This is a genomic window from Paenibacillus sp. JCM 18996, assembly GCF_055392555.1.
Genome location: NZ_AP043884.1, coordinates 3212501 through 3225624, shown reverse-complemented (window position 1 = coordinate 3225624; position 13124 = coordinate 3212501). Strand labels below are relative to the sequence as shown.

Here is a 13124-nt window from a genome sequence, read left to right as displayed (position 1 = left end):
GGAAAGCCAGGTAATGTTTACCACCTTAATTAATTAGCACAACTCTTTCTGCACAACTCCCACGATCTGATCCACATAAGTCTGCACTTGATCCTTCTCCGGGCCTTCAGCCATGACGCGGACCAAAGACTCCGTACCCGAAGGACGAACCAGCACGCGTCCGTTATCTCCGAGTTCGGACTCCACTTTCCGGATTGCAGATTCAATCGCCTCATTGCCCTTCAGCTTGCTCTTGTCGGCCACTTTGACGTTGACCAGCACCTGAGGATATTTACGCATCAGCTGTTTAAGCTCGTTAAGCTTCTTGCCCGATTCCACCAATGTATTCATCAGCTGAAGAGCGGATAAAATCCCGTCACCGGTAGTATTATAATCAAGAAAAATCACATGCCCGGACTGTTCGCCGCCCAAGTTATAGCCGCCCCTGCGCATTTCCTCCATGACATAGCGGTCGCCCACGGCTGTCTGCTTCGCTTTCAGACCCGCTTTCTCGATCCCCTTGAAAAAACCGATGTTGCTCATTACCGTAGTCACAATCGTACCGTGGTTGAGCTTGCCTGCGCGGTTCATCGCTTCCCCGCAGATGCTGAGGATGAAGTCGCCGTCCACTTCCTCGCCCAGATGGTCAACCGCGATCAAACGGTCCGCATCCCCGTCAAAAGAAAGCCCCAGATCCGCTCCATGCTTGATCACTTCCCGCTGAAGCACCTCCGGATGGGTAGAGCCGCAGTGGTCGTTGATGTTCTTGCCGGTGGGCTCCGCGCCGATCGCAATCACTTCCGCTCCCAGCTCACGGAAAATACGCGGAGCAATTTCATATGCGGCTCCGTTAGCGCAGTCGAGCACTACCTTAAATCCGGTGAAAGAACCTTTTACCGTCGTTTTCAAATATTCGGCGAATTTCCACTTCGCTTCCTCGTCGTCTTCCACAGATCCCAAATCCCCGCCGATCGGCCGAGGCAATTCATCCGATTCAGCGTCCATCAAAGCTTCAATCTCCAACTCGGTGTCATCGGACAGCTTAAATCCGTCGGCCCCAAAAAATTTAATGCCGTTATCTTCTACCGGATTATGGGAAGCGGAGATCATCACCCCTGCGTCAGCCTTCATTGTTCTGGTCAAGTAAGCCACTCCCGGAGTGGAGATTATGCCAAGGCGAATTACATGGGCACCGATAGAAAGCAGGCCGGCGATCAGCGCAGCCTCCAGCATACTGCCCGAAATTCGAGTGTCGCGTCCGATCACAACCTGCGGCGTTTTCACCTGCTTGGTCAATACATAACCGCCGCAGCGTCCGATCTTGAACGCCAGCTCCGGTGTCAATTCTTTATTTGCAATTCCACGTACGCCATCTGTGCCAAAATATTTCCCCATATTGCTCAAGCTCCCTTTTTTATTGTGTATTTGCCGCAGCGGGCTTTGCTTTTATCTCTACTTTCGCTTTCAACTGTTCCGGTTCGGCGCTCTTTATAAGAGTAGGCAGGTTCAGCTCAATTGGCAAGTCATGATCTCCCGGAGGCAGATTGCTTACATTAACAAAAGCCTCTATATTATTCGGGGTCAGCTTGTCCAAATTGGTCGGTGCTCCTTCAACGTTCACAGGTATGGAAGAACTTGCCGGAGATACCAGCTTCACCGTAAATTCACTGTTCTGACCGACAAATTTGATCGGAACGTTCTCTATCCTCTTCGTGGCTGAGGCTGTGATTTCCACCTTCACATCCGCTTTGGCCGGCTCGACCTGTATTACCTTGTCCTTGAGCGGAATATCGAGTGAATATTGTTTGGTCTGCGTCTGGTTGGTTAGATTTATCGCAGGGCCATCATAGAACTCCATTTTGTCTATAATATCCTGCGGCCCATATACGGTCACCGTGTCCACGCTCTGTGTCACAGCGGCAACTGCGTAACCATTGGGAGGCTGCCCCCCGAGCCCGATTCTTAAAGGAATCGTTTTGAAAGGCTTAGTGATCGGAACCTCCACATCCACCACCGCAGGAGTAATGGCTACATTGAGCGGATTCCCCTGCTTGTCCACCGCAACCAGCTTCACCTGCCTGCTCACGGGGCTGTTCGCCTTATCGACATTCACTTCCCCTTTCACGCTAATGGAATCCTCCATCTGGTGGCTCGGCAGCGTGACATGGACCCGGTTCGGTTTGACTATGGGACTTCCTGCTTTGAGCCCAGCGGACGGGGTCCCTGTCACTTTAATGTCGACCGGCACTTCTTTCTTCTGGATCTCCTCCAATACCACCTTCACCGTTCTCGGCGACGTGTCTACGCTGACATCGGACGGAAAACCGACCGGCTTGAGCGGCAGGTAATATTCCCCTACCCCTAGCCCGTTCAGGTCGACCGTAACTTTATAATTATCGTTTGTTGTAATTTTCTTTAATGAGGATGGCTTTCCCTTCATATACACGATGACTTCGGACGGCGTGATTGCAACGATCGACAGCTGCGGCGTATTGTTAACCGGCGTCACTTTCACGCTGTGGATCGTTTCGTCCCGCAAGGTTGGCGAGATCGCACCGTTTCCGGGGAGCGCCTTGTCATTCATGTGTACGAGGGCCCACAGCAAAACCGCCAGCACTAAAGCGACAATTTTCACCGCGTTGCTGTTTCTGAGCCACTTATCCATTGCTGCGCTGCCCCCTTTTCCACAAGGAGCTCTTGGATTTCACGCCTACTTTGGGCTTAAGCTGCTCGAACAGCTTGGAAATTAAGGATTCCTCCTTAATATCCCTAACAATCTGTCCGTTCATCGCCAGCGAGACTTGTCCGGTCTCTTCTGATATGATAACGCAGACGGAATCCGACAGTTCACTGAGGCCGATAGCCGCGCGATGCCTGGTCCCCAGCTCCTTGGAAATAAATGGGTTCTCCGACAATGGAAGATAACAGCCTGCAGCCATCAGCAAATTTTGCCGGATAATCACCGCCCCGTCATGCAACGGAGTGTTGGGGATAAATATATTGATCAGCAGCTCCGACGAAATCAAGGAGTTCATCTGCGTTCCCGATTCAATGTACTCACTCAGCCCCGTATTACGTTCAAAAACAATCAACGCGCCAATTTTTCTTTTGGCCAAATAATTGACCGTTTTCATAATTTCACCGATTCTCACATTCACTTCCTGATCCTCTTCCGAAGAGGCGCGGGTAAACAGCTTGCCCCTCCCCAGCTGTTCCAGCGCACGCCGAAGCTCAGGTTGAAAAATAATGATAATCGCCAACACTCCGAATGTAAACATCTGGTTCATCATCCACTGCAGTGTCCGCAGGTCGAACACATAGCTTAGAGACCACGCCACCAGGACAACAATAATCCCTTTAAGCAGTTGAATAGCCCGTGTTCCGCGCAGCAGCATGATAAGTTTGTAAATTACGTAGCTCACGATTAAGATGTCTACAATGTCTTTCAGCTTAAACTCCGTAAAGTAGTCCATCCCATCTCCCCCAGACCCCGCTTTACCCTAAAAAGGACATATGGTTTTTTTATGTAATCCTCTCTATTTCTATTCATAAATGATACCATATTCTCAACAAAAAACCCTCCTTTTTGAGGAGGGACGTGAAAAATTTCATTGGCGACACCGCCCCGGCTATTTGGAAATCTGCGTCCAGTACTCGTTAACCTTATACCATAACCACGAAGTGGCTTGATCGATTTTTACATAACTGCCCACCTTGGCGGTAGAAGCAAGATTGGCGCTTCCGCCGATGACGACGAGGTTCCCTTGAATATCGCCTTCTACATCAATGCTGCCGCCCTTAACCGTCAAATTGCCTTCCACCGTACGGCCCTTGGGCACATACACCGTATCTCCTTTAATGACCACTTGATCCAGATGATCTCCTTTGACCAAGAGCTCCTTATCCTGATTCCACAAAGAAAGATAGCTTCCCATCATCACAAAGAAAAACACCGCGGCCACAGATAACGCAGGATGCCTGCGAAGCCTTGTCAACCAGCTGTTCTTCAGCTTAACAGGAGGAAGACTGAGCATGATCCGGTTAGTTAAATAGTCGGGGGCGTTTACCTGCGGCATTGATTTTGCAAAAACCTCTGCTGTCTCCAGTTGACGGAACACCGCACGACAGCTTGGGCACTCCAACATATGGCGTTTTAATCGTGCGACCTCCTCTTGAGGCAAATCACCATCCAGGTAGTCATGCATCAAAGGGAGGGCCTCGTTGCAGTTCATGCCGCCAGCTCCTTCCTAATCCATCTTGATATCGTAACTTACCATACGGATGAAATCCGAAATTGTTTCAACCATTTTTACGTATCTGCAAAAAAAACGTTGTCATTTTCCAGTTTCTTGCGCAGAAACTCCCTGCCCCGATGCACTCTTGTTTTTACCGTGGTCACGGGCATGTTAAGGATATCGGAGATCTCCTGAAGCGAGCAGTCCTGCATATATTTGAGGACAACCACCGATTTATATTTCTCCGGCAGTTCTTCAATGGCCCGATGGATCCGCTGCTGCGTTTCCGATAAAATCAACTGTTCCTCAGGCGTCTCCTCCTGGCTTGGAATAAGCGAGTAATAATCGTTGCCGTCTCCGTCCGTCATCTCGGCATCCAGAGAGTAGGAAGGCTTTTTCTTGCGCAGCCTGTCAATGCACAGATTCGTACCTATACGGTATATCCATGTGGAAAATTTCTGGGTGTCGTCATACCGCTCCATGTTCGTGTACACTCTCATGAATGTCTCCTGCACGATGTCTTCCGCTTCCTGTGCGTTACCAAGCATCCTGTAGCCCAAATGATAAATTTTGTCTTTATATAAGTTCACCAGCTCACCGAACGCTCCGCGATCCCCTTGACTAGCCAATTTTGCGAGCCGCGCATCTACATAATTCACTGAAATACCTCCACTAACCGTGTCGGACATTCTTCTCTATTGAAATATTACTGCTTTTTATGGCATGCGGTTTCAAACCTCTATTCGCTCTGCCGGCGTCCCGGCAGCCCATGCCTGCTGCACATTTTCCCCGGTGAGCACCGCACACGTTACGACTATACTATGCTTCCACAAAAAAGTCGAGCGAACCCGTGGCCGCTCGACTTTTTTTCTTAATGCATCAACCGGTGTTCCTTAACCCCGCCGCAATTCCGTTGATAGTGAGCAGAACCTCGCGCAGCAGCTCAGGATCGTCCTGGTTTTGCTCGCGCATCGCTCTCAATTCCGTCAGCAGCTCGACCTGCAGATAGCTGAGCGGATCCACGTAAGGATTACGCAGGCGGATCGATTCTTGAATGACCGGAACGTTATCCAGAATCTCGCTTTGTCCGGTGATCAGTAATATCAATTCGGAAGTCAGGTTGTACTCCTCTTCAATTAAAGCGAAGATTCGCTCGCCGATGGAGGTGTCTTTTAGCATTTTGCTGTATTCCTTGGCGATCAACAGATCGGCTTTAGCCAGTGCCATCTGCAGGCTGTCTATCATCGACCTGAAGAAGGACCATTCGTTATACATCTCCTTCAGCACCTGAAGGTGTTCTTCTTTGCCTTGATAGTAGCTTTGGATCGCTGTACCCGCGGCGTACCAGGCAGGCAGAAGATAACGGCTTTGCGTCCAGGCGAATACCCAAGGGATAGCCCGCAAATCCTCGAACCTCTCGCTGTTGTTGCGTTTGGAAGGACGGGAACCGATATTGAGCTCGCCGACCTCAGGAAGCGGGGTGGACTGTTTGAAGAACACCATAAAATCCTTATCGCGGAAAATCAGGTCCTGGTATTTCGTTTGGGCCTTTTCCGAAATCTCCCGGATAATCTCTCCCCATTTCTGCTCCCTCTCGTCCGTAACCGGATTCCGCGCCTGCAACGCCGACTGGATGAGGGCCGTTGTCGCCTGTTCCAGGCTGCGGTAAGCAATGCCTTTAAGCGCGTAGCGTGAGGAAAGAACCTCTCCCTGCTCCGTTATCTTGATTCCCGCGCCAACGGTATCCGCCGGCTGTGACAGAATACTGCGGTTGAGAGGCATGCCTCCCCGCCCCAGTGATCCTCCGCGGCCATGGAAAAATTTGAGCTTCACGCCATATTTGCTCGCCGCCGCTGTAATTTCCTTGAGCGCCAAACGAAGTTCCCAGTTCGCTGTAATCACTCCGCCGTCCTTGTTGCTGTCCGAATAACCCAGCATAATTTCCTGCATCATGGTTTCCTTATTCAAGCTGTTCAAATATGCAGGAATTTCAAAAAGCCTGGTCATAATGGAGGAAGCCGCATGAAGGTCATCGATGGTCTCGAACAATGGCGCGGCTTGCAGTGTGCAGGTGGCTTTTCCGTCAGCCTCGATTCTGTACAATCCGGCCTCCTTGCCCAGAACAAGAACTTCCAGCAAGTCACTGCAGTCCCGTGTCATTGAGATCAGGTAGCTCGTGATGCACTTTTGCCCGAACTCCTCTTGTGCTTTTTTAATCGTGCGGTATACATTGATACATTCCTGAGTAGACTCGGAATAATCCAGGTAGTTGGAAGTGATCGGTCTTGGGTCATTGAGTATTTTAGTCAAAAGCTCAATTTTTTCGTCTTCCGAAAGCGCTGCGTAATCTTCAACAATACGCATTGAAGACAAGATCTCGGTCATTGCCTTCTCATGCGCTCCGCTGTGCTGTCTGACGTCCAATGCCGCCAAATAGAAGCCGAACAGCTCTACCTGCCGAATCAGCTTCAGCACGTGTGTGTCAGCCATGTAATCGGCATTATGGTTCCTCAGGCTGCGGTCCAGAATATGCAAATCGTGCAGCATCTCCTCAGGCCGGTTATATTTATGGTTCGGAGGAATCGATGGATTTCCGGTATTATTGATTTTTTCAAGCATATATGTGAGTTTAATCCGATACGGTTCTTTCTCATTGCGCCATATCTCATCCTGCTTCAAGGAAAGATCCTTGCGGTCTTCCTGGATGGACTCCAGAAGCTCGTTGCTGACCTTAACGATATTGGAGGAAAAACTCATATAATTCATGGTTTCCCTCAATGCAGCAGCGTACTTCTTAAGGGCCAATTCTCTGTGGAGCCCTAAAGTTTCCCAAGTGATTCTCGATGTCACCGAAGGATTGCCGTCCCTGTCGCCGCCGATCCATGAACCGAATTTGAGAAAGGTCGGCACATGCCATACCTGCTCAGGGTAGTATTTTGCCAAGCATCTCTCGAGCTCCGCATAGACATCAGGCAATACCTCAAACAAGGTTTCGTCAAAATAATATAGACCGTTGCGCACCTCATCTATTACGGTAGGCTTTCTGTCCCTTAGTTCATCTGTCTGCCAAAGCGCTTGAACCTCACTCCAAAGGTTTTTGCGCAGGCGCTCCCTTTCTTTTTCTGTTAACGTCGGGTCGTCCAGCTTCATTACGTCGGCTGCTATGCGCTGATGGATCTCCAGTACAACGCGGCGCGTGGCCTCTGTAGGATGGGCTGTCATGACAAGTTCAAGGGAAACTCCTTTGAGAATCTGCTGGACCTCGTCTGCCGGAATATCAGCGTGCTTGAGCTCTTGTATGATACTCTCGATGGAACCGGGCTGAATCTGGTCTCCCGAGGCCCTGTCGTAATCTTTCATACGGCGAATCCGGTGGTTTTGCTCAGCAATGTTCACCAGCTGAAAATATATGGCAAAAGCCCGGATCACCTGATGCCGGTTTTCGGAAGCCAATGATTTGATTGTCGTTTTGAATTCTTCAAAAAGCTCAGGCACAAAGTGGGCCCGCATATTTTTGCTCATCTCGCGGATCTTCTCGACCACACCTAGCAGTTCTGTTCCGCCATCCTTCACTAGAACTTCACCCAGTAAGCTGCCCAAAAATCGGACATCCCTGCGCAGCAGATTGTTCGGGGATGGTTTCGCTTCTACAGTAATGCTCTCTGTCATCTCTCTCATCCTTTCACCAGCACTATACCCTATAACATAATTACACATTTGCAGCACTATTGAATAGTTTAACACAGTAAAGCCACAGATTGTTAATCTTTTTGAAAATGAAGCATACCTTATTATGTTAATTGTCAGAAAAATGCATCAGCAAACCAATAAAGCGAGCAGTTAACAGCCAATCCTACAGCAAAAAAGAGACCTCTGAGGTCTCTTTTCCGATGGAGCGGGTGATGGGAATCGAACCCACGCTATTAGCTTGGAAGGCTAAAGTTCTACCATTGAACTACACCCGCAATATAATGGTCGGGACGACACGATTCGAACATGCGACCCCCTGGTCCCAAACCAGGTGCTCTACCAAGCTGAGCTACGTCCCGTTTCATCTTGAAGTATAATGGCGTGCCCTGAGAGATTCGAACTCCCGGCCTTTTGATTCGTAGTCAAACGCTCTATCCAGCTGAGCTAAGGGCACACATAATGGAGCGGAAGACGGGAATCGAACCCGCGACCCTCGCCTTGGCAAGGCGATGCTCTACCGCTGAGCCACTTCCGCAAAATGCTGCTTATTAAATAAGTAAATACTATGATACCATAAATCAAGAACTATTTCAATACTGCAACTTCTGTTTCTTGGTGCGCGTAGAGGGACTTGAACCCCCACGGTCGCCCGCTAGATCCTAAGTCTAGTGCGTCTGCCAATTCCGCCATACGCGCCTGCCTGCCGCAAAAGATAACAGGTGAGCCATGAAGGACTCGAACCTTCGACACCCTGATTAAAAGTCAGGTGCTCTACCGACTGAGCTAATGGCTCATACCTCTCTACATATATTAGTGCTTCTTTTATGAGAGAAGAATAACTGGGGATCTAGGATTCGAACCTAGGCATGACGGAGTCAAAGTCCGTTGCCTTACCGCTTGGCTAATCCCCATTAAATGTGCCGTCGAGAGGACTTGAACCCCCAACCTACTGATTACAAGTCAGTTGCTCTACCAATTGAGCTACAACGGCATATACAAAGTATGTCCACTTCTTAGATGATTTATAATGGTGGAGGCTGACGGGATCGAACCGCCGACCCTCTGCTTGTAAGGCAGATGCTCTCCCAGCTGAGCTAAGCCTCCGCATCATTATGTAAGCTCCCTCTGCTTTCAGGATCGGCGGGAACTTGTTTGTAATAAAATGACCCGTAGGGGATTCGAACCCCTGTTACCTCCGTGAAAGGGAGGTGTCTTAACCCCTTGACCAACGGGCCTTGCAAAAAAGCTTCCAACCGGAATCGAACCGGTGACCTCATCCTTACCATGGATGCACTCTACCTACTGAGCTATGGAAGCATGGCTCCCCGAACAGGACTCGAACCTGTGACAACTCGATTAACAGTCGAGTGCTCTACCAACTGAGCTATCAGGGAACAATGCTTGGCAATGTCCTACTCTCCCGGGACCCTGCGGTCCAAGTACCATCGGCGCTGAAGGGCTTAACGGCCGTGTTCGGTATGGGTACGCGTGGTTCCCCTTCGCCATGATCACCAAACGTTTTATTTCATTCAGGGTGTTTATTCCCTGAAAACTAGCAGCGAATTCAACGTAAGCTTGTTTGTTCTTTCGAGCCCCGAGAAAGTATTCGGATTCCGCTTTGTCAGCTTCCTCTTCACTTTCTTTGGTATTATGGTTAAGCCCTCGACCGATTAGTATTCGTCAGCTGCATGCATTGCTGCACTTCCACCCCGAACCTATCTACCTCGTCGTCTACAAGGGGTCTTACTGAATTGGGAAATCTCATCTTGAGGGGGGCTTCACGCTTAGATGCTTTCAGCGCTTATCCCTTCCGTACTTGGCTACCCAGCGGTGCTCCTGGCGGAACAACTGGTACACCAGCGGTACGTCCATCCCGGTCCTCTCGTACTAAGGACAGCTCCTCTCAAATTTCCTGCGCCCGCGACAGATAGGGACCGAACTGTCTCACGACGTTCTGAACCCAGCTCGCGTACCGCTTTAATGGGCGAACAGCCCAACCCTTGGGACCTACTTCAGCCCCAGGATGCGATGAGCCGACATCGAGGTGCCAAACCTCCCCGTCGATGTGGACTCTTGGGGGAGATAAGCCTGTTATCCCCAGGGTAGCTTTTATCCGTTGAGCGATGGCCCTTCCATTCGGTACCACCGGATCACTAAGCCCGACTTTCGTCCCTGCTCGACCTGTTTGTCTCGCAGTCAAGCTCCCTTCTGCCTTTGCACTCTTCGAATGATTTCCAACCATTCTGAGGGAACCTTTGGGCGCCTCCGTTACTCTTTAGGAGGCGACCGCCCCAGTCAAACTGCCCGCCTGACACTGTTCCCGATCCGGATCACGGACCCAGGTTAGAACCTAGATACGATCAGGGTGGTATCCCAACGTCGCCTCCGCACAAGCTGGCGCTCATGCTTCTTAGGCTCCCACCTATCCTGTACAGATCGTACCCAAATTCAATATCAAGCTGCAGTAAAGCTCCATGGGGTCTTTCCGTCTTGTCGCGGGTAACCTGCATCTTCACAGGTATTAAAATTTCACCGGATCTCTCGTTGAGACAGCGCCCAAGTCGTTACGCCATTCGTGCGGGTCAGAATTTACCTGACAAGGAATTTCGCTACCTTAGGACCGTTATAGTTACGGCCGCCGTTTACTGGGGCTTCGGTTCACAGCTTCGGTTTGCACCTAACCACTCCCCTTAACCTTCCAGCACCGGGCAGGCGTCAGCCCGTATACTTCGCCTTGCGGCTTCGCACAGACCTGTGTTTTTGCTAAACAGTCGCTTGGGCCTTTTCACTGCGGCCCCCTCAGGCTATTCACCTTACCGGGGCACCCCTTCTCCCGAAGTTACGGGGTCATTTTGCCGAGTTCCTTAACGAGAGTTCTTCCGCGCGCCTTAGAATTCTCTTCTCGCCTACCTGTGTCGGTTTGCGGTACGGGCACCTTCGCCTGGCTAGAGGCTTTTCTTGGCAGCATGAGATCATCGCCTTCGGTACTTACATTTCCCTCCCCATCACAGCCCAGCCTTACGATGCGCGGATTTGCCTGCACATCAGCCTCACTGCTTGGACGAGCATCCATCCGCTCGCACGACTACCCTTCTGCGTCACCCCATTACTCATAACGGCTTACGGTGGTACAGGAATTTCCACCTGTTGTCCTTCGACTACGCCTTTCGGCCTCGCCTTAGGTCCCGACTAACCCTGAGCGGACGAACCTTCCTCAGGAACCCTTAGGCTTTCGGCGGACAAGATTCTCACTTGTCTTTTCGTTACTCATACCGGCATTCTCACTTGTGTACAGTCCAGCAGTCCTTCCGGTCTACCTTCGCTCCGGTACACAACGCTCCCCTACCACTGACTTTCGTCAATCCATAGCTTCGGTGGTGTGTTTAGCCCCGTTACATTTTCGGCGCAGAGTCACTCGACCAGTGAGCTATTACGCACTCTTTCAATGGTGGCTGCTTCTAAGCCAACATCCTGGTTGTCTGTGCAACTCCACATCCTTTCCCACTTAACACCTACTTAGGGACCTTAGCTGATGGTCTGGGCTGTTTCCCTCTTGACAATGGATCTTAGCACTCACTGTCTGACTCCCAGGTACAAGTATGTGGCATTCAGAGTTTGACTGGACTTGGTAACCCTTGGCGGGCCCCGCACCCAATCAGTGCTTTACCTCCACTACTCTTTCTTCCTGAGGCTAGCCCTAAAGCTATTTCGGGGAGAACCAGCTATCTCCGAGTTCGATTGGAATTTCTCCGCTACCCCCACCTCATCCCCGAATTTTTCAACATTCGTGGGTTCGGGCCTCCAGTGAGTGTTACCTCACCTTCACCCTGGACAGGGGTAGATCACACGGTTTCGGGTCTACGTCCACGTACTCATTCGCCCTGTTCAGACTCGCTTTCGCTGCGGCTCCGGCTCTTCACCTTAACCTCGCACGGGAACGTAACTCGCCGGTTCATTCTACAAAAGGCACGCCATCACCCCTAGATCGGGCTCTGACTTCTTGTAAGCGCACGGTTTCAGGTTCTCTTTCACTCCCCTCCCGGGGTGCTTTTCACCTTTCCCTCACGGTACTGCTTCACTATCGGTCGCTAGGGAGTATTTAGCCTTGGCAGATGGTCCTGCCGGATTCCCGCGGGGTTTCACGTGTCCCGCGGTACTCAGGATGCGTCTAAAGAGAGAGCGGCATTTCAGCTACAGGGCTGTTACCTTCTTTGGCCGGCCTTTCCAGGCCGCTTCGCCTACGCTGCTCTTTTATCACTCCGTGTAAGACGTCCTACAACCCCAGAGAGCATGCCCTCTGGTTTGGGCTGTTCCGATTTCGCTCGCCGCTACTGACGGAATCACTCTTGTTTTCTTCTCCTGAGGGTACTTAGATGTTTCAGTTCCCCTCGTATGCCTCCGATGCAGCTATGAATTCACTGCATGGTACGTATCGATTACGATACGCGGGTTCCCCCATTCGGACATCCCCGGATCAAAGCCTGCTTACGGCTCCCCGAGGCATTTCGTCGTTCGCCACGTCCTTCTTCGGCTCCTAGCGCCTAGGCATCCTCCGTGCGCTCTTATTAGCTTAACCAATGCTCCGGTTGCTTCTGCCCGTGCTCCCGTTGTCCCTCGCTTTCTTGATGACACACCTTGCGGTGGAAACCGAGTGACAAAAGTACGCACAACCAGAACAACCTTCGCGCAAACTAAAAGAACAACATGATGCTTTACGTTGTTTCGCTATCTAGTTTTCAAGGAACAAGCATTTCTCTCTACACCGCCTCAAAAGCGGTGAAGGTTATCTTACCACATTCCCGGCCCTTTTATCAAGAGCACAGTTTTTGGCATTTTGGTGGAGCCAAGCGGGATCGAACCGCTGACCTCCTGCTTGCAAGGCAGGCGCTCTCCCAGCTGAGCTATGGCCCCAAACATTTTCTCCAAAGTGAGGTGGGCTCGTCGCTTATTCCGATGGCTTGAAGTTTATCAGAAACTTTCTTCGGAAGCGTGATCATGGGGCTGCCTCCCCAATTCGTCCGGCCATTCACAGGAGTATAAAATGAAATGGTGGGCCCTAGTGGACTCGAACCACCGACCTCACCCTTATCAGGGGTGCGCTCTAACCAGCTGAGCTAAGGGCCCGGACAATACATCTACCGCAAAATAAAAACCCACCACAGTGGGCTCGCTTGGCAATGTCCTACTCTCCCGGGACCCTGCGGTCCAAGTACCATCGGC

General features: G+C 50.8%; 6 protein-coding genes, 14 tRNA genes and 3 rRNA genes (1 of these 23 cut by a window edge). All 23 read right to left on the bottom strand.

Annotated features, from left to right (window positions below; translation table 11 throughout):
• Window positions 1-33 precede the first annotated feature (33 nt).
• The gene (gene glmM, locus ACZ5N7_RS15925; protein ID WP_464655530.1) at window positions 34-1374 is read right to left on the bottom strand and encodes a phosphoglucosamine mutase; all 1341 of its coding nucleotides are present in this window, start codon (window positions 1372-1374) and stop codon (window positions 34-36) included.
• Between the two features lie 19 nt (window positions 1375-1393).
• Complete coding sequence (locus tag ACZ5N7_RS15920) at window positions 1394-2644, bottom strand: CdaR family protein (RefSeq protein ID WP_464655529.1); 1251 nt, start codon at window positions 2642-2644, stop codon at window positions 1394-1396.
• Complete coding sequence (gene cdaA / locus ACZ5N7_RS15915; protein ID WP_464655527.1) at window positions 2637-3452, bottom strand: diadenylate cyclase CdaA; 816 nt, start codon at window positions 3450-3452, stop codon at window positions 2637-2639. Before cdaA ends, ACZ5N7_RS15920 begins: the two co-directional genes overlap by 8 nt.
• 156 nt (window positions 3453-3608) lie before the next feature.
• Window positions 3609-4211: a zf-HC2 domain-containing protein gene (locus ACZ5N7_RS15910; RefSeq protein ID WP_464655525.1), complete on the bottom strand. Its 603-nt coding sequence runs from the start codon at window positions 4209-4211 to the stop codon at window positions 3609-3611.
• A 77-nt stretch (window positions 4212-4288) separates the two neighbouring features.
• Complete coding sequence (gene sigW / locus ACZ5N7_RS15905; protein ID WP_464655523.1) at window positions 4289-4873, bottom strand: RNA polymerase sigma factor SigW; 585 nt, start codon at window positions 4871-4873, stop codon at window positions 4289-4291.
• 220 nt (window positions 4874-5093) lie between these two features.
• Window positions 5094-7883 (bottom strand): phosphoenolpyruvate carboxylase, encoded by a 2790-nt coding sequence (ppc, locus tag ACZ5N7_RS15900; RefSeq protein ID WP_464655521.1) that lies wholly within the window; start codon window positions 7881-7883, stop codon window positions 5094-5096.
• Between the two features lie 222 nt (window positions 7884-8105).
• Window positions 8106-8179, bottom strand: a tRNA-Gly gene (locus ACZ5N7_RS15895).
• Between the two features lie 7 nt (window positions 8180-8186).
• Window positions 8187-8263 (bottom strand) — tRNA-Pro (locus ACZ5N7_RS15890).
• 18 nt (window positions 8264-8281) lie between these two features.
• Window positions 8282-8358 (bottom strand) — tRNA-Arg (locus tag ACZ5N7_RS15885).
• A 6-nt stretch (window positions 8359-8364) separates the two neighbouring features.
• A tRNA-Gly gene (locus ACZ5N7_RS15880) sits at window positions 8365-8439 on the bottom strand.
• A gap of 78 nt (window positions 8440-8517) precedes the next feature.
• A tRNA-Leu gene (locus tag ACZ5N7_RS15875) sits at window positions 8518-8600 on the bottom strand.
• 24 nt (window positions 8601-8624) lie between these two features.
• Window positions 8625-8697: transfer RNA gene (locus ACZ5N7_RS15870), tRNA-Lys, on the bottom strand.
• 46 nt (window positions 8698-8743) lie between these two features.
• A tRNA-Gln gene (locus ACZ5N7_RS15865) sits at window positions 8744-8815 on the bottom strand.
• Between the two features lie 7 nt (window positions 8816-8822).
• Window positions 8823-8895: transfer RNA gene (locus ACZ5N7_RS15860), tRNA-Thr, on the bottom strand.
• A 37-nt stretch (window positions 8896-8932) separates the two neighbouring features.
• A tRNA-Val gene (locus ACZ5N7_RS15855) sits at window positions 8933-9008 on the bottom strand.
• Between the two features lie 59 nt (window positions 9009-9067).
• Window positions 9068-9139 (bottom strand) — tRNA-Glu (locus ACZ5N7_RS15850).
• Window positions 9140-9148: 9 nt separating this feature from the next.
• Window positions 9149-9221: transfer RNA gene (locus ACZ5N7_RS15845), tRNA-Thr, on the bottom strand.
• Window position 9222: 1 nt separating this feature from the next.
• Window positions 9223-9298, bottom strand: a tRNA-Asn gene (locus ACZ5N7_RS15840).
• Between the two features lie 5 nt (window positions 9299-9303).
• A 5S ribosomal RNA gene (rrf, locus tag ACZ5N7_RS15835) occupies window positions 9304-9420 on the bottom strand.
• 134 nt (window positions 9421-9554) lie between these two features.
• A 23S ribosomal RNA gene (locus ACZ5N7_RS15830) occupies window positions 9555-12480 on the bottom strand.
• Between the two features lie 259 nt (window positions 12481-12739).
• Window positions 12740-12815: transfer RNA gene (locus ACZ5N7_RS15825), tRNA-Ala, on the bottom strand.
• A gap of 136 nt (window positions 12816-12951) precedes the next feature.
• Window positions 12952-13028 (bottom strand) — tRNA-Ile (locus ACZ5N7_RS15820).
• Window positions 13029-13073: 45 nt separating this feature from the next.
• Window positions 13074-13124, bottom strand: a 5S ribosomal RNA gene (gene rrf, locus ACZ5N7_RS15815); it runs 66 nt beyond the window's last position.